The sequence below is a fragment of the Halomonas nitroreducens genome (assembly GCF_003966155.1).
GTDB lineage: Bacteria > Pseudomonadota > Gammaproteobacteria > Pseudomonadales > Halomonadaceae > Halomonas > Halomonas nitroreducens.
Window position 1 is genome coordinate 156,566 of record NZ_RXNS01000001.1, and the last position, 15,655, is coordinate 172,220.

Genomic DNA, 15,655 nt, shown 5'->3' on the forward strand with positions numbered 1-15,655 from the left:
GGTCTAGGTTGTGGTGGCTTGTTGTCATGAGTTGTCTCCAGATAATTGTTGTTCTTTGGCATTTCTTGCTGTGCAAAAGCGGTTGTCGTGACGATCGTCCGCTTGGCCAGGCCGGTTCGGTCAGCTTGTTCCCGGCGCCGGCACCGTCGTCACCAGCAGCGCGGCCCGGGCACCGATCTCTACCCTGGCGTTGGGGAAGACCACCCGTAGCGGCGTCTCGCCCACGCGAAAGGGACCGGCCTCGGCATCCTCGGCCAGCAGGGTGCCGGGGGCGAACTCGGTGAAGTTTGGCGTGTCGTCGGCAAAGCACAGCCGGAAGTCCCGGGAGGCGCGCTTGAGCTCGTGCTCGACGCGGAAGAAGGCCATCGTCGCGGCCGGGCGGGTGTCGGGGGGGCGCCCCTCCAGAAGGGCCGCCAGCAGCCGTCCCATGGGGGCCAGGGCAGCGAGGTCGTTCTCGCCGAAGGGCAGGGCCCGACCCAGCTCCAGGGTGAAGGCCTGGGCAGCATGGTAGTGCTTCGAATAATGGGAGAAGGTCCAGCTGTGGCAGTGCTGGTGGAGCACGGCCTGGATGTCGGCCCCGGCCAGCCAGCGCCACTGCTCGGGGCGGGTGGCGGTCTCGGCGTAGGGTTCTACCGCGAAGCGGGGATACTGGCTGTCACGGATCGCCGTATGCAGGTCGTAGTGGAGGCGGGGGCGGTCGCCGTGGTCGGCGAAGAAGGCGTCCACCGCGCCCATCAGCGTGCGGGCCCGGTCGGGCTCGTCACCGGCCGCGTCGAGGCCGCGCCGGAACAACCGGTTGAGGTTCGTCGCCACGAAGCGCTCGCCGGCCTGGATGGCCGCCAGGTTGCCGAGGATCACCAGCACCGGCGTGGCCAGGGCCAGCTGGCCGGCCTCCAGGTGGGCCAGGAGCTCGCCCAGCAGCTCGATGGGGGCGGTCTCGTTGCCGTGGATTCCCGCCGACAGCACCAGGGCCGGGGCATCCGCGGCCGGCGCCGACGGGATCAGTTCCAGCAGGCCGGGCGCGGGGATCCGGTAGCGTCCCCCGGCGAGCGTCCCTTCCTGCGCCGACCCGGCTTCTCCGGCGAGGCTCCGGTCAAGCCACTCAGTCAGCATGACGCGGACCTCCGGTGGCGGCAGTCGGCACACAGGGCAGGGAGTCGCGCCGGACGGCATGGGGCGTGGCAATCATGTCGGTCCTTGTCTTGTCGCTTTTTTCGGGCTGTGGGCCACCTTCTGCCTTGCGTGTCACGGGCTCAAGAGAGGCTGTCGGCAGGATGAAAGAGGCGGGTGCGATCCTGTAACTCGACCCCGGCGGGCACCCCGGTTCAGGGCGACCGGCGCCATGGGTGGCAGGCCTCGCCCTGCTCGACCTCGATCAGGGCGTCGACCGGAAAATCCAGGGCCGCGGCACGGCGCGTCAGGTCACGGTAGGTCGCCGGCGGCAGCTCGGGGGTGCGGGAGAGGATCCACAGGTAGTCCCGGTCGGGACCGGCCACCAGGGCCCAGGCGTAGTCCTCGTCCAGCGCCAGAACGTTGTAACCGGCATAGAAGGGGCCGAAGAAGCTGACCTTGAGGCGGCCGATGTCCGGTTCCTTGGCGGGGAAGGCTCTGCCCTCGGCAACATCGACCTCGCCGGCGGCCAGGTTCACGCCACGGTTGATCACCCGCAAGCCCCCGCCGTCGCGGCGGGTGTAGTCGGCGGTGACGCAGTCCAGGCCCTCCTCGAAGCTATGGTCCAGTCGGGCGATCTCGTACCAGCGACCCAGGTAGCGTTCCAGGTCGAAATCCTCGACGGCCCGGGTGCCGTCGGGGATGCCGGTGCAGGCGCCCAGTCCCAGGGCCAGGAGGGGCAGGAAGAGCCGGGGGTGGGGGCGAGGCATCGCGGACTCCTTGTCGGGGGCGACCATGGCAGGATAGGGGGCACGACGCGGAGCCGCTAGGCTGGGACCTCGAACCATCAGGAAGCCTGCCATGATCGACACGACCCGACAGCTCGATGCTCACTATGATGCCCTCGCTCGAGACGCGGGGGAACGCCTGCTGACTCGCCTGCAGGCAGCCTTCCGCAGCGCCGGCCAGGATCCCGAGCGGCTCTCCCCGGATGCGACCGCCGGCATCGACCAGCTGCATCTGGGCGGTCGCCAGGCCAGTCGTGCCCTGGCGCGGCACGGCGCCCTCGGCCCCGGGCTGCGGGTGCTGGACGTGGGCTGCGGCACCGGCGGTGCCAGCCGGCTGCTGGCGGCGGAGCATGGGGTGGAGGTGATCGGCGTGGATATCACCGCGGCCTTCGTCGAGGTGGCCGAGTGGCTGAGCCGGGCCACCGGCCTGGAGGCGCGCACCCGCTTCCTGTGTGCGGACGCGGCCCGGGTGCCGCTGCCGGCGGCGAGCGTGGATGTCGTCTGGTGCCAGCATGCGCTGATGAACATGCCCGACCTGCCGGTGGTGCTCGGCGAGTGGCGGCGGCTGCTGGTGCCCGGTGGCCGGGTGCTGCTCCACGAGGTGGTGGCCGGCGACAATCCGGCTCCCCTCGCGTTGCCGGTGCCCTGGGCGCGCCGCGCGGCAACCAGCCACCTGGCGTCCCGGGCGTCCCTGGCGGGTAGCCTCGCCGAGGCGGGCTTCCGCGATGTCCATCTCGAGGATGTCACCGACACCGCCCTGGCCTGGCGGCGCAAGCATGGCCGCCGCCAGGCCTCCCCCGAGGGCGCGGCGCGGCCCCTGCCGGGCCCGGCGCTGATCTTCGGCGACGACTTCGCCACCATGGGCCGCAACCTGCACGACAACCTGGCGGATGGCCGCGTGCGCATCCTCGAGGGCGTCTGGCGGCTCGCCTGAGCCTGGCTCAGCCGTCGTCGGCGATGCGCTCGGCGATGGCCTGGCCCAGGCCGGTGGTGGTGCCCCGGCCGCCGAGGTCCGGCGTCAGCAGGCTGGGGTCGCCCTCGGCGAGCACCGCCTCGATGGCGGCGAGGATGGCTGCACCGGCCTCGGCATGCCCCAGGTGCTCGAGCATCATCGCGCCGGACCAGATCTGGCCGATGGGGTTGGCGATGCCGCGACCGGCGATATCCGGGGCGCTGCCGTGGACCGGCTCGAACAGGCTCGGGAAGCGTCCCTCGGGGTTGATGTTGGCCGAGGGGGCCACGCCGATGGTGCCGGTACAGGCCGGGCCCAGGTCGGAGAGGATATCGCCGAACAGGTTGCTGGCCACCACCACGTCGAACCAGTCGGGATGCAGCACGAAGTTGGCGGTGAGGATGTCGATGTGGAACTTGTCCACCTCGACCTCCGGGTAGTGCTCGGCCATGGCCGCCACCCGCGTGTCCCACCAGGGCATGGTGATGGCGATGCCGTTGGACTTGGTGGCCGAGGTGAGCTTTTTTCGCGGGCGCGTGGCGGCGAGATCGAAGGCGTACTTCAGCACGCGGTCGACGCCGGTGCGGGTCATCACCGTCTCCTGGATCACCACCTCGCGCTCGGTGCCCTCGAACATGGTGCCGCCGACACTGGAATACTCGCCCTCGGTGTTCTCGCGCACCACGTAGAAGTCGATGTCGCCCGGGGCACGGCCGGCCAGCGGGCTCTGGATGCCGGGCAGCAGGCGACAGGGGCGCAGGTTGACGTACTGGTCGAACTCGCGGCGGAACTTGAGCAGCGAGCCCCACAGCGAGATGTGATCCGGCACCTTGTCCGGCCAGCCGATGGCGCCATAGAAGATGGCGTCGAACGCGGCGAGGGTCTCGTGCCAGTCGTCGGGCAGCATCTGGCCGTGTTCCAGATAGTAGTCACAGCTGGCGAAGCCGAAGGCGGTCAGGTCCAGGTCGATGCCGAACCGGCCGGCGGCCGCCTCGAGGGCGCGCACGCCCTCGGGCATGACTTCGGTACCGATGCCGTCACCGGCGAGCACGGCGATGCGATGGGTCATGGGAGCTCCTCTGCGGGCGGGGTCGGGCGTCCAGTCTAACCCTGCACATCCCGGAGACAATCGGGGTATGATGCAATCCATTGTTGAAACTGAGTGGAGAGTGGCGTGCCCCCCCTGGATGACCTGGCCTTCTTCCAGCGGCTGGCTCGGGCCGGCAGCCTGACCGCCACCGCGCGGGAGCTGGGCCTGTCGCTGTCGGCGGTCAGCAAGCGGCTCAAGCAGCTCGAGGCGCGCCTGGGGGTCGCCCTGGCGACCCGCACCACCCGCCGCCTGACGCTGACCGCCGAGGGCGAGCTCTACCTGGCCCGGGGCGGGGCGATCCTCGAGGAACTCGTCGAGCTGGAGGAGACCCTGGCCGACCACCGGACCGCGCTCTCCGGCCCGCTGCGCATCAACGCCACCTTCGGCTTCGGACGGCGCCATGTGGCGCCGCTGCTGTCGGCCTTCTGCCGCCGGCACCCGCGCCTCGAGGCCGCCCTGGAGCTGACCAACTTCCCGGTGAACCTCGCCGACCAGGGCTTCGATATCGGCATCCGCGTCGGCGAGCCCCCGGACTCGCGGCTGGTGGCGCGGCGCATCCTGGCCAACCGGCGTATCCTCTGCGCCTCCCCGGCCTACGTGGCGGCCATGCCGCCGCTCGACACGCCCGCTGACCTGGCGGCGCATCCCTGCCTGGTGCTGCGCGAGAATGCCAGCGACTATGCCCTGTGGCGCTTCGAGCGTCGCGATGGTCCTCGGGAGGAGCGGGCGGTGAAGGTGGCCGGCCCGCTGGCCAGCAACGACGGCGAGGTCATCCGTCGGTTGGCCCGCGATGGCCATGGCGTGGCGCTGCGGTCCTGGTGGGACGTGCACGAGGACCTGGCCGCGGGACACCTGGTGGAAGTGTTGCCGGGCTGGCGGGGCGTGCGTGCCGACTTCCATGCCGTGTATGATCAGCGCCGCCACGTCCCGCTGCGGATTCGTGCCTTCATCGCCTATCTTGAGCAGGAGATGGCCGGTCGCGTGCCCCCCGTTGCCCGGCCGACCACGACAGGAGAGTCGTCAACGTGAATGTGCTGATGTTCACCAACACCTATCTGCCGATCGTGGGTGGGGTCAGCGAGTCCGTACAGCGCCTCAAGCGCCAGCTCCAGGCCGCTGGGCACCGCGTGCTGGTGGTGGCCCCGCGTCTCGCCGGCCAGCCCGCCGACGAGACCGACGTGGTGCGGGTGGCGGCGGTCCAGCACTTCAATGGCAGCGACTTCTCCCTGCCGGTACCGATCCCGGGCCAGCTGTTCGATGCCATCGAGGCCTTCGAGCCGGACCTGGTGCATGCCCACCATCCCTTCCTGCTGGGGGACACCGCCGCCCGGGCGGCCGAGACCTATGGCTTGCCCCTGGTCTTCACCCATCACACCCTCTACGAGCACTACACCCACTACGTGCCAGGCGACTCGCCGCGCATGCAGCGCTTCGCCATCGCCCTGGCCACCCAGTACACCTGGCTGTGCGACGAGGTCATCGCGCCCAGCGAGAGCATCCGCGAGCTGCTGGTCGCGCGCGATGCCAATCCGGCGATCCGCGTAGTGCCCAGCGGCGTGGACACCACCCGCTTCGCCCTGGGCAACGGCGAGGATTGCCGGCGCCGCCTGGGGATTCCCGCCGGGGCCTACGTGATCGGCCACCTGGGGCGGCTGGCCAGGGAGAAGAACCTGATCTTCCTGGCCGAGGCCGTGACCCGGGCCCTGGTCGCGCTGCCCCGGGCGCACTTCCTGGTGGTCGGTGACGGCGATGCCGCTATGCGCATGCAGGCGATCGCCGAGGCCGCGGGCGTGGCCGGGCGCCTGCACTTCACCGGGCGCCTCGAGGGCCAGGGATTGATCGATGCCTACCATGCCATGGATGTCTTTGCCTTCGCCTCTCACAGCGAGACCCAGGGCATGGTGGTGGCCGAGGCCATGGCCGCCGGCCTGCCGGTGGTGGCAGTGCGCGCCCCGGGGGTCGTCGAGGTGGTCGAGGACGGCGAGAACGGCCGGCTGCTGGCCGGGGACGACGCCCCGGCCATGGCCTCGGCACTGGTCGAGCTCGCCGAACCGGCGCACCGTCGGCCTCTTCGCGAAGGGGCGCTGGCCACCGCCGCGGCCTTCGACGAGCGGCTGTGCGCCGAACGTTGCCTGGCGGTCTATCGCGACGTCATCGCCCGGGGCGGGCCCTTCACCCATGCCGACGATGGCGGCTGGGACCGGGTCCGCGGGCGGCTCGGCGCCGAATGGCAGATGCTGTGCTACCGGGGACGGCTGCTGCGCCATCTGGTCCAGGAGGAGTGGGAGCAGGAGCGCCCGTCCTGGTGGCCGGGCGGGCGCCACGACGAGCCCGAGCTGCCGCCCAAGTGAGTCCCCGTCTCAGCGCCGCCGACGCCGCTCGGCCCAGCGCTTGAGCCCATAGAGCAGTGCCACCCCGGCGACCAGGCCGATCAGCGAGAAGAGCACCTCCTGGCGACTGTCCGCCGTGGCCAGCTCCCCGAGCTGACTGCCCAGCAGGGTCACCCCGGCGAGTCCCGGTATGATGCCCAGCGTCGAGCCGATCATGTAGTCGCGAAAGCGCAGGTGGAAGGCTCCGGCCATCATGTTGGTGAGGGTGAAGGGGGCCAGTGGCAGCAGGTTGACCAGCGTCATGGTGCGGATGCCGCGACCCGACAGGTAGCGGGACAGGCCCTTGAGGTGCTTGCCGCCGTGGCGCATCAGTGCCTCCCGGCCCAGCCGGCGTCCCACCCACCAGGTCAGCACCGACGCCGCCAGGGTCCCGGCCAGGGCATAGCCGAAGCCCCACCAGGGGCCGAACAGCAGGCCGGTCAAGGCCACCAGCAGGCTCAGGGGAAACATCACCAGCGAGGCGCCGGCATAGATCGCCATCACCACCAGCACCGCCCAGGGGGTATCGCGCCAGGCCATCGAGCCCCTGGCCAGGGCCATCAGGCTATCGACGGTGAGCAGGTCCTGCATGGCGAGCCATTGCCACAGCAGGCCCAGGCCGAGGAGGACGAGCAGGGCGATGAAGAGGAGTCCGAGGGAACGGGGCATGGGGCGAGGCGCTTCCTGGTGAACGTCGCCACAGCATACGGCAGCGCGCCCGACGGCCAAAGCGGCCGCCGGGATATCCGGCGCAGGGGCAGGGATCAGCCTCGCCGGGCCAGCACCCTCAGGCGGGACTCGCACATGTCGAGATCCAGATAGGTGCCCTGGAGGTGGCGGCGGCCGCTGTTGGGGTCGAAGGCATTGCGCCCGTGCAGCACGCGGCGATTGTCGAAGGCGACCATCTCGCCCGGGGCCAGGGCGAACTCCAGTTGGTGCTGCGGCTCGTGGGCCCGCTGCCAGAAGGTGCGATAGGCGGCATACCAGGCATCGATGGCCTCCAGGGGCAGGCGCAGGCTGTCGCGGATCCAGTTGTTGAGGCGCACCTCGATGACGTTGTCCGCGGCGTCGAGGGCGATCACCGGTGCCTGCCAGACGAGGTCGTGGTCCTCGTCCTGGAAGCGGAAGTCGATGGGGGTCTCGCTGAGCAGGCGGAACGCCTCCGGCGATGATCGACGCAGGGCCTCGGCGGCGGCGAAGCCGTCGGCAAAGATCGATTCGCCCCCTTCGGCATCGTTCTCCAGGCAGTAGAGCAGCTGGATGTCCGGCGGTTGGCGCCAGTTGGGCAGGTCGCTGTGCAGCGCCAGGCCGATCGCCGTGTAGGCGGCGTTGTTGGGGTTGGGCTTGGAGCGCACGTCGAAGCGGGCCCCGAAGTTGGTGGGGCGCAGTGGGCCGATGCGCTCGGCCAGGCGGCTGACCTCCTCGTCGGCCAGGGGGCCGTCCTCGAGCAGCACCAGGCCGTCGCGCAGCAGGGCGGTCAGCCAGGCCCGCTCGCCCGCCACCTCGCCGACGAAATCAGCGTGGGGAATGCGGCTGGGCTGGAAGTCGTTTCCCCAGGGCTGGCGGACGGGCACGACATCCTCCCGCGGCGTCCCCGGGCGTCGCTGATGGAGCCAGCCGGCATCGAAGCGGCTGACGTGACCATCGGCCCAGGCGAGTTCCAGATTGCCCTCCACCACACGGGGCCCGGGGGCCTCGGTAGGCGTCTCGAGGGGCAGATAGAGGCGCTCACGGGTCAGGGGATGGCGGCACTCGGCGCAGGCGCAGTGGTCGCGCAGCCAGGCCAGCGGGAAGTGCGCCTGCCGGCCATCCTGCCAGGTCAGGGTGACCCGGGCGCCGCTGGCCAGGGCCTCGCTCAGTGCCGGCCCATCGCCATGGTCGGCCAGTTCGCCCATGGAAAGTCGCGGGCGGACAGCAGGTGTCGTCTCGAGGGTCGTCATGATCGCCTCCAGTCAGGGGATTCGGGTGCGCACAAGGGTGAGGCTTGGCCGAAGGGGTGACAAATGACTAATCTGGCCGCTATGACCCCACTCAGCTTATAGCGAGTTTTTTCATGGCTGCCTTGCCCCCCTTGCTCTGGCTGCAGGCCTTCGAGGCTGCGGCGCGCACCCTGAGCTTCACCGCCGCCGGCCACGAGCTGGGCGTGACCCAGGCGGCGATCAGCCAGCGCATCCGCCTGCTCGAGGACCGCCTGGGCCAGAAACTCTTCGTGCGCCATCCGCGCAGCCTGAGCCTGACGCCCGCCGGCCGAGCCTGGCTGCCGAGCCTGCAGGACGCCTTCACCCGTCTCGCCGAGGGTACCCAGGAGGTGTTCGGTGGCACGACGGATGCCCCGGTGACCCTGCGCACCACCCCGGTGATCCAGCAGAACTGGCTGGCACCGCGGCTGCCGGCCTTCCAGCGCGATCACCCGACCATCGCCCTGCGCCTGGTCAGCGCCATCTGGCCGGACGATTTCGGCCCCGGGGGCGCCGACCTGGAGATTCGCTACGGCCACGGCGAGTGGCCGGGCATGGAGGCGGTGACGCTGGGGGACGATTGCATGCTGCCGGTCTGCGCGCCCTCCCTGGCCGCGACGATTCGCGAGCCGGCGGACCTGGCCGGCCATACCCTGCTGCATGCGGTGGGCTTCGCGGTGGGCTGGCCAGCCTGGCTGGAGCGCGCCGGCCTGGCCTATCTCGAGTCACGCTGCGCCGCGCTTACCTGCGACAGCCAGGTGATGTCCCTGGCGCTGGCGGCGCAGGGCGGGGGGGTGGCCCTGGCGCACCGTCAGCTGCTGGCGGCGCGCCAGGACCTGGTCGCGCCCCTCGACCTGGCGATGCCCACCGACGAAGCGTTCTGGCTGGTGCGTCCGGTACGCCGGGCGCCGCGCCCCGAGGCAGTGTGCCTGTGGGACTGGCTCCGGACGCAGGTACCGGGCGCCGGTTAGCGGCAGGATCCCGGACGGGGCGGGGAGACGGGCTAGTTGCGGCGCGTCGCGGGCAGGGCGGCAAGCGTCGTCGGGGCGGTGTACAGAGGCGCCGCTGCGGCATCCCCCGCACACGCGGCGAAGGCCCGACCCGGGATCAGCCACCAGGCCTCACCGTTCTGCACGCCGAGATCCCGGGCCAGGGCGAGGTCGGCGCAGGCAAGGGCGCCATCGCGGTGCTGCGGCACCAGCATCCAGCGCTCGTCCGGGGCCTCGTGCAGCCAGGCGAAGGCCCGCTGGAACTGGGCCTCGTCCGGGGTGTGGTAGCCGAACTGCACCATGGGCTGGCGGGCCTGGAGCAGGAACTCCTCGTCGAAGTCGGGCATGGCCAACCAGGCTGACGGGCCGGTCCGGGAGACCACCGCCTGCATCAGGTCACGGGGCGAGCGGGCCGGGTCCATGAGCTGATAGCCCCAGGTCGACCAGCTCAGCCAGAACACCGCAAGCCAGCCCGCCAGGGCCAGCAGGCCATGGCGCGGCCGGCACCAGGCCAGCAGGAGCAGGGCCCCCAGCCCGAGCAGGCTCCACCAGGCCCAGGGCGTGACCCCGTGGTACGCGGCGAGCCGGGCCAGGGCCGGCAGGCCCAGGGCGCCGAGGATCCCCGCAGCCAGGAACACGCTCCCGAACAGCGCCAGCACGGCGGCGCCCAGCCAGTGCAGCCGTGGGCGGCTGAGCAGCCCCGGCAGCAGCGGCGCCATGGCCAGTACCAGCAGCGGCAGCGTCGGCAGCAGGTAGACGCCGCGCTTGCCCGGGGACAGTGAGAAGAAGACGACCACCAGCAGCAGGCCGGCGAGCGGCATCATGACGCGGGCATCGAGGCGCCGTGCGCGACGCCACCAGGCGGGCACCAGCCAGGGCAGAGCCAGCACCAGGGGTAGCCAGGCCCAGGGCATCACCTCGACCGGGTAGTAGTACCAGGGCTTCACATGGTGCCAGGCATCGGCATAGCGCTCCCCGGTCTGCTTGAAGAGGATATTGTCCCGATAGGCCGCCAGCGACGGGTCATCGGAGAAGCTGGTGACCACGGCCATGGGCACCACCCACAGGGCGACGACCCCGAGGATCACGGCGAGCCCGAGACCCAGGTCGCGCCATGTCAGGGGGGCTGCCTGGCCTCGCCGGGCGAGCAGTACCCAGGCGGGCAGCATCAGCAGCGGCAAAAAGCCCACGCCCTTGGTGAGGATGCCCAGACCCATGGCGAGGCAGCCGAGCAACCACCAGCGGCGGTCGGGCCCCAGCAGGGCATGACGCAGCAGTCCGTAGGCGCCGAGGGTGATGAAGAAGGTGACCAGCATGTCGATCTGAGCGGTACGCGCCTGGAGGCCGAACTGGAAGCTCGAGAGCAGGGCCAGGCCCGCCAGCCAGGCCACGCGGCGCCCGTGGAGGCGGTTCGACAGGTCCATGACCAGGGCCAGGGTGCCCAGGGCAGCGACCAGCGACGGCAGCAGGAAGCCCAGGCGCACCGACCCGGTCAGGTGAATGGCCCCCGCCATGGCCCACATGAAGATCGGCGGCTTGTCGGGATAGGGCTCCCCGGCTCGGTGGGGGATCCAGAACTGACCGGTGTGGAGCATTTCCAGGGCGTTGAGGGCGAAGCGTGGCTCGTCGGCGGGCCAGGGGTCGCGCAGGCCGAGCCCCACGCCCAGGAAGCCGGCGGCGATCGCCAGCAGCCAGAGCCAGGACAGGGGAGGCAAACGGCGAACGTAGCGGGTGTGATGCATGGCAAGGGAGTGGCGAGAGGCTAAGGCGATCACTGACGAGCCCGGCTCAACCGGACCTCGCGGCGGATCAGCACCAGGTTGCGAGTGTAGATGAACAGTCCCGCCCCCTGGCCGGCGATGAACACCGGATCGCGTCGGTAGAGGGCATAGGCCAGCAGGGTGATGCCGCCGGCGAGGCTGAAGAGCCAGAAGGCGTGGGGCACGATACTGCGCCGGGCCCGCTCGCTGGCCAGCCACTGGATCAGGAAGCGGGCGGAGAACAGCGCCTGGCCCAGGAAGCCGACGCCCAGCCAGAGCCACTCGATGGTCATGTCTCGCTCCTCGCTTGTTCCACTGGCTCGTCAAGCGTCTCCCGGTGCGTTACCTCCAGGGCCGCCGGCAGCTTCGAGCGGTGCCGCAGCCACATCACCCCGGCCATGTCGATCAGGCCTGCCCACAGCCGGTTATGCACCCCATAGTGCGAGCGGCCGGCGCCCCGCGGGCGGTGGCTGACCGGCAGCGAGACGCAGCGACCGCCCTGGGCCTGAACCAGTGCCGGCAGGAAACGGTGCATGTGATCGAAGTAGGGCAGGCGCAGGAAGGCCTCGCGGCGGATGACCTTGAGCCCGCAGCCGGTGTCCGGCGTGGCATCCTGGAGCAGCCGAGCGCGCACGCCGTTGGCAATGCGTGACGAGATCCGCTTGAGCCAGTCGTCGTGACGGGTGGTGCGGTGGCCGGCGACCAGGGCGACATCGCCCTGGCGTGCCCGTGCGAGCAGCCGCGGCAGGTCCGCGGGGTCGTTCTGGCCATCGCCGTCAAGGGTGGCCAGCCATTCGCCCCGCGCCGCGTGACCGGCCTGCCACACCGAGGTGCTCTGCCCGGCACTCTCGGCATGGCGCAGGGGCCTCAGCCGGGGATCCCTGGCGGTTCGTGCCCCGAGCAGCGCCCAGCTGCCGTCGCGGGAGCCATCGTCCACCACCAGCACTTCATGATCGAGAGCGGCCAGGGCGCGGGCGATCTCGTCGAGCAGGCTCGGCAGGTTGCCCGACTCGTCCCGGGCGGGAATGATCACGGATACCAGGGGAGCTTTCACGGCGGGTTCTCTGTGCATGCTTGCGGACCGGAGCAGACACTACCCAAGCATTCTTATCACAGGCTTAAGAGGCGGGGAATGCGTCGTGTCGCCAGGGCGGGGCCTGGCGGAAGTAGCGCGTCAGCAGCCCGTAGAGTGATGGGTAGGCCTGATGCAGGACCCCCGGAGCCGTGAAGAAATATTCGCAGGCCACCGCGAAGCATTCCCCCGGGTGACTGGCGGCATAGTCGTCGATGGGGGTGGCCTCGCCGCGGGCGAGCCTGGCCTGGAGATCATCCCAGACCGCGGTGAACTCCCGGTGCCAGTCCTGTGGCGCGATGTCGCCGGGCAGGGGCGGAAAGCCGTCGGCGTCCAGGGAGTTGGCCATGTCCAGCTTGTGGGCCAGCTCATGGATCAGCACATTGAACCCATCCAGGCCGCCACTGGCCATCAGGTCGGGATAGGCGACCACCACCGGGCCCTGATGGGAGGTCTCGCCGACCCGCTGGTCGTCGTATTCGTGCATCACCCCGAACTCGTCGAGCTCCTCCACGCGACGCTGGAAGGCATCGGGCAGGATCAGGATCTCGTGGACATTAGCGAAGGCATCGCGATGATCGCCCTCGCTCCAGCCAAGCGTCAGCAGGCAGGCCTGGGCGGCGATGGCCAGCCGGTCCGCGACGTCGAAGCTCAGTGCTTCGGCCAACGCGGGATGCCGGCTCAGGCGCTTGGCATGAGCGAAGTGCCAGGCCCGGTGGCCGAGGCGGGAGGCCGCCGGCTCCGGCACGGCCGCGAGCAGTGGCAGCCGTGCTCGGGCCTCCCGCCAGTCGGCTTCGGGGAAGGGGTGGCGGGTCTCGAACCAGGCGGTGCGCCAGTGTCTCAGCCTGCCGATCACGCTGTCAGTTCTCCTCCAGGCCGGTGCGGCCCCCGGACTTCCAGGACCAGTCCCGCAGGCGCAGGTCGAAGAGATCCTGACGGCGGTCCTTGAGGTTGGTTACCGAGCCCTCGTTGCGGACCACCGTCAGCCGGGTCAGGTCCAGGTCCGAGAACATGATCATCTCGGTGTTGGGGGTGGTCTCGGCCAGCACGGCATCGTGGGGGAAGGCGAAATCCGAAGGCGAGAACACCGAGGACTGGGCGTACTGGATCTCCATGTTCTCGATGGAGGGGACGTTGCCGACGCTGCCACACAGCACCACGTAGCACTCGTTCTCGATGGCTCGCGCCTGGGCACAGTGGCGCACCCGCAGGTAGCCGTTCTTGGTGTCGGTCCAGAAGGGCACGAAGAGGATGTCCATGTCCTGGTCGGCCAGCAGGCGCGAGAGCTCGGGAAACTCCACGTCGTAGCAGATCAGGATACCCACCCGGCCCGCGTCGGTCTCGAACACCTGCAGCTCGTCGCCGCCCTCGATCACCCAGTCGCGCCGCTCCTGGGGGGTGATGTGCAGCTTGGTCTGGCACTCCAGGGTGCCGTCGCGGTGGCACAGGTAGGCGACGTTGTACAGCCGGCCGTCGGCCTGTTCCTCGATCATCGAGCCGGCCACGATGTTGATGTTGTAGGCCACCGCCATGCGCGACAGCTCGGCCTTGAAGCTCTCGGTGAACCCCGCCAGAAAGCGGATGGCGGCGATCTGGTCCTGCTGGGCGGCGCGATCCTGAAGGCCCATCAGGGGGGCGTTGAACAGTTCCGGGAAGACGGCGAAGTCGCTCTGGTAGTCGGCCAGGGCGTCGACGAAGTACTCCACCTGCTGCAGCACGCCCTCCACCGAGGCGAACTCGCGCATCTGCCACTGGACGCTGCCGACCCGTACCTGGGTGGGGCGGGTCTCCAGCACCCGCTCGGCTGGCTCGAAGAGGATGTTGTTCCACTCCAGCAGGGTCGCGTAGCCCTGGGATTTCTCGTCCTCGGGCAGGTACTTGCGCAGCAGCCGCTTGACCTGGAAATCATTGGCCAGCTGGAAGGAGAGGATGGGGTCGTGGATCTCCTTGCGGGCCACCTTGTCGATGTACTCGGTGGGCGAGAGCTCCTCGGCATGCTGGTGGTACTGGGGAATGCGCCCGCCGGCGAGGATCGCCCGCAGGTTCATCGAGCGGCACAGCTCCTTGCGCGCCTCGTAGAGGCGGCGGCCCAGGCGGTAGCCGCGATAATCCGGATGGATCAGCACGTCCAGGCCGTACATGGCGTCGCCCTGGGGATCGTTGAGGATGATCTCGCGCTGGCCGATCAGGTCGTCGTACTGGTGGGGATTGGAGAAGTCGTCGTAGTCGACCCGCACGGTCAGGGCCACGCCGACCAGCTTGCCGTCGTCCTCGATGGCGATCTGGCCGTCCGGGAATTCCTGGATCAGCTTCTCGATAGTGTGTTCCGGCCAGGCGCCACCGATGTCGTGGTAGACGGCGTCCATCAGCGCCTTCAGCTCGGGATAGTCGTCCGGCGTCAGGTTGCGCAGGTTCAGGTGCAGCTCATCGAGGGACATGATCCAAGGCTTCCCGGTCCAAGTATGAAGAAGGGAGTCTAGCATGGGGCCTTGGAGGCAGCAGAGGTCCAAGCTGCGGCATGGATCGGGGTAAGGGAAGGTCTTCGGCCACCGACATAGCGAGGTAAGGGCGAACCGAGGATGCTCCGCACTGAAGTGGACCGGGGTCAGCCAATCGAGTCGTGAGGGTGGAAAGATGGATTGTAACAGAGCACTCTTGAAGAACCTGATGAGCATGGCGGCCATGGTCGAGGCACGGGACCCCTATACCGGTGGCCATCTGTGGCGCGTATCGCAGTTTGCCCACCTGCTGGCAGCCGAGGCTGGCCTCGATGATCGCCAGCAGGCTCGGATGGCCTTGGGCGGCTTCCTGCACGATCTGGGCAAGGTCGGCGTGCCGGATGGCATCCTCAACAAGCCGGGGCCGCTGAACGACGACGAGTTCGCCGTCATCAAGACCCATCCGGCGATCGGGCATCGCTTGCTGCTCCAGCACCCTCTGGCCCCGCTGGTCGAAGGGGCGGTTCATGGGCATCACGAGCGCCCCGACGGGCGTGGCTATCCCCGCGGTCTCGAAGGCGAGGTCATTCCTCTGGAGGCACGCGTGGTCGGGATCGCCGACGCCTTCGATGCCATGACCAGTCAGCGCCCCTATCGCCGCGGAATGCCCATCGATCGCGCCTTGCAGCTCATACGGACGAATCTCGGGAACCAGTTCGATCGATGGCTGGGTGAGCACTTCCTGGCGCTAGGGGAGACGGGGCAACTCGAGCATGTCGTCGGCCATAGCGAGCTGGAGGTGCCGCTGCAGGCGTGTCCGTCCTGTGGACCGGTGATCGTGGTGCGCTCGGCGCAGCGGACTGGCGAGCATGTGTATTGCCGCCTATGCCGAGCCGAGCTGGTGCTACAGCGACATGGCAAGCGTCTGGATGTGGTGCCCACCGGGCGACGAGGCGATGCATCGCAGCTGGTTCCGACCGTCGACGAAGATCTGATCGAGCGTCTGGTCGTGACGGCGCAGCAGCATCTTTCGGCGTCTCGCCGCCAGGCACTGATGTCGCGTCTGCGCACCCGGCTCGCGTTCTAGCCCCGTTCCTGGCGAGATGGCCCGGTCCGGGGCATCCGCGAA

Annotated in this window: 15 protein-coding genes; 5 read left to right on the top strand and 10 right to left on the bottom strand. The window is 69.6% G+C overall.

The genetic code is table 11. The annotated features are described in order from the left end of the window. Positions 1–120 precede the first annotated feature (120 nt). On the bottom strand, positions 121–1,113 hold the full coding sequence (locus EKG36_RS00610) for a succinylglutamate desuccinylase (RefSeq protein ID WP_126479952.1): 993 nt from the start codon (positions 1,111–1,113) through the stop codon (positions 121–123). 212 nt (positions 1,114–1,325) lie between these two features. Beyond that, on the bottom strand, positions 1,326–1,880 hold the full coding sequence (locus EKG36_RS00615; RefSeq protein ID WP_126479954.1) for a lipocalin family protein: 555 nt from the start codon (positions 1,878–1,880) through the stop codon (positions 1,326–1,328). A gap of 91 nt (positions 1,881–1,971) precedes the next feature. On the opposite strand from EKG36_RS00615, the gene EKG36_RS00620 reads away from it, so the two are divergent. Continuing rightward, a complete protein-coding gene (locus tag EKG36_RS00620; protein ID WP_126479956.1) occupies positions 1,972–2,832 on the top strand; it encodes a class I SAM-dependent methyltransferase in 861 nt (286 codons plus the stop codon). 7 nt (positions 2,833–2,839) lie between these two features. On the opposite strand, the gene EKG36_RS00625 is transcribed toward EKG36_RS00620, so the two are convergent. Then, a complete protein-coding gene (locus tag EKG36_RS00625) occupies positions 2,840–3,919 on the bottom strand; it encodes a tartrate dehydrogenase (protein WP_126479958.1) in 1,080 nt (359 codons plus the stop codon). A gap of 105 nt (positions 3,920–4,024) precedes the next feature. Between EKG36_RS00625 and EKG36_RS00630 the strand changes: the two genes are divergently transcribed. Continuing rightward, entirely contained in the window at positions 4,025–4,969 is a 945-nt protein-coding gene (locus tag EKG36_RS00630) for a LysR family transcriptional regulator (RefSeq protein ID WP_126479960.1), read from the top strand. Then, on the top strand, positions 4,966–6,291 hold the full coding sequence (locus tag EKG36_RS00635; RefSeq protein WP_126479962.1) for a glycosyltransferase: 1,326 nt from the start codon (positions 4,966–4,968) through the stop codon (positions 6,289–6,291). The genes EKG36_RS00630 and EKG36_RS00635 overlap by 4 nt, the downstream gene beginning before the upstream one ends. Before the next feature lie 9 nt (positions 6,292–6,300). Here the strand turns inward: EKG36_RS00635 and EKG36_RS00640 are convergent, their stop codons facing one another. After that, positions 6,301–6,978 carry a TVP38/TMEM64 family protein gene (locus EKG36_RS00640; RefSeq protein ID WP_126479964.1) on the bottom strand — a complete coding sequence of 226 codons (678 nt, stop codon included), beginning with the start codon at positions 6,976–6,978 and terminating at the stop codon, positions 6,301–6,303. A gap of 95 nt (positions 6,979–7,073) precedes the next feature. Then, positions 7,074–8,249, bottom strand: coding sequence for a TauD/TfdA family dioxygenase (locus tag EKG36_RS00645; RefSeq protein WP_246007392.1), 1,176 nt, complete (start codon positions 8,247–8,249; stop codon positions 7,074–7,076). Positions 8,250–8,362: 113 nt separating this feature from the next. Here EKG36_RS00645 and EKG36_RS00650 point away from each other — a divergent pair, with 113 nt between their 5' ends. Next, entirely contained in the window at positions 8,363–9,238 is an 876-nt protein-coding gene (locus tag EKG36_RS00650) for a LysR substrate-binding domain-containing protein (protein WP_126479967.1), read from the top strand. Between the two features lie 32 nt (positions 9,239–9,270). On the opposite strand, the gene EKG36_RS00655 is transcribed toward EKG36_RS00650, so the two are convergent. The 5 genes from EKG36_RS00655 to EKG36_RS00675 form a co-directional block, all read right to left on the bottom strand. After that, the gene (locus EKG36_RS00655) at positions 9,271–10,971 is read right to left on the bottom strand and encodes an ArnT family glycosyltransferase (RefSeq protein WP_246007393.1); all 1,701 of its coding nucleotides are present in this window, start codon (positions 10,969–10,971) and stop codon (positions 9,271–9,273) included. A gap of 56 nt (positions 10,972–11,027) precedes the next feature. Continuing rightward, a complete protein-coding gene (locus tag EKG36_RS00660; RefSeq protein WP_126479971.1) occupies positions 11,028–11,309 on the bottom strand; it encodes a lipid-A-disaccharide synthase N-terminal domain-containing protein in 282 nt (93 codons plus the stop codon). Beyond that, positions 11,306–12,070: a glycosyltransferase family 2 protein gene (locus EKG36_RS00665; protein WP_126479973.1), complete on the bottom strand. Its 765-nt coding sequence runs from the start codon at positions 12,068–12,070 to the stop codon at positions 11,306–11,308. Before EKG36_RS00665 ends, EKG36_RS00660 begins: the two co-directional genes overlap by 4 nt. Before the next feature lie 64 nt (positions 12,071–12,134). Further along, the gene (locus EKG36_RS00670) at positions 12,135–12,944 is read right to left on the bottom strand and encodes a M90 family metallopeptidase (protein ID WP_126479975.1); all 810 of its coding nucleotides are present in this window, start codon (positions 12,942–12,944) and stop codon (positions 12,135–12,137) included. A gap of 4 nt (positions 12,945–12,948) precedes the next feature. Next, the gene (locus tag EKG36_RS00675) at positions 12,949–14,526 is read right to left on the bottom strand and encodes a bifunctional GNAT family N-acetyltransferase/carbon-nitrogen hydrolase family protein (RefSeq protein WP_126479977.1); all 1,578 of its coding nucleotides are present in this window, start codon (positions 14,524–14,526) and stop codon (positions 12,949–12,951) included. A gap of 217 nt (positions 14,527–14,743) precedes the next feature. Here EKG36_RS00675 and EKG36_RS00680 point away from each other — a divergent pair, with 217 nt between their 5' ends. Continuing rightward, the gene (locus EKG36_RS00680) at positions 14,744–15,613 is read left to right on the top strand and encodes an HD-GYP domain-containing protein (RefSeq protein WP_221766020.1); all 870 of its coding nucleotides are present in this window, start codon (positions 14,744–14,746) and stop codon (positions 15,611–15,613) included. The last annotated feature ends 42 nt before the right edge of the window (positions 15,614–15,655 follow it).

Coding starts and splice junctions, on each gene's coding strand:
- EKG36_RS00610 (WP_126479952.1), bottom strand. CDS start 1,113: ATGCTGACTGAGTGGCTTGACCGGAGCCTCGCCGGAGAAGCCGGGTCG.
- EKG36_RS00615 (WP_126479954.1), bottom strand. CDS start 1,880: ATGCCTCGCCCCCACCCCCGGCTCTTCCTGCCCCTCCTGGCCCTGGGA.
- EKG36_RS00620 (WP_126479956.1), top strand. CDS start 1,972: ATGATCGACACGACCCGACAGCTCGATGCTCACTATGATGCCCTCGCT.
- EKG36_RS00625 (WP_126479958.1), bottom strand. CDS start 3,919: ATGACCCATCGCATCGCCGTGCTCGCCGGTGACGGCATCGGTACCGAA.
- EKG36_RS00640 (WP_126479964.1), bottom strand. CDS start 6,978: ATGCCCCGTTCCCTCGGACTCCTCTTCATCGCCCTGCTCGTCCTCCTC.
- EKG36_RS00645 (WP_246007392.1), bottom strand. CDS start 8,249: ATGACGACCCTCGAGACGACACCTGCTGTCCGCCCGCGACTTTCCATG.
- EKG36_RS00650 (WP_126479967.1), top strand. CDS start 8,363: ATGGCTGCCTTGCCCCCCTTGCTCTGGCTGCAGGCCTTCGAGGCTGCG.
- EKG36_RS00660 (WP_126479971.1), bottom strand. CDS start 11,309: ATGACCATCGAGTGGCTCTGGCTGGGCGTCGGCTTCCTGGGCCAGGCG.
- EKG36_RS00675 (WP_126479977.1), bottom strand. CDS start 14,526: ATGTCCCTCGATGAGCTGCACCTGAACCTGCGCAACCTGACGCCGGAC.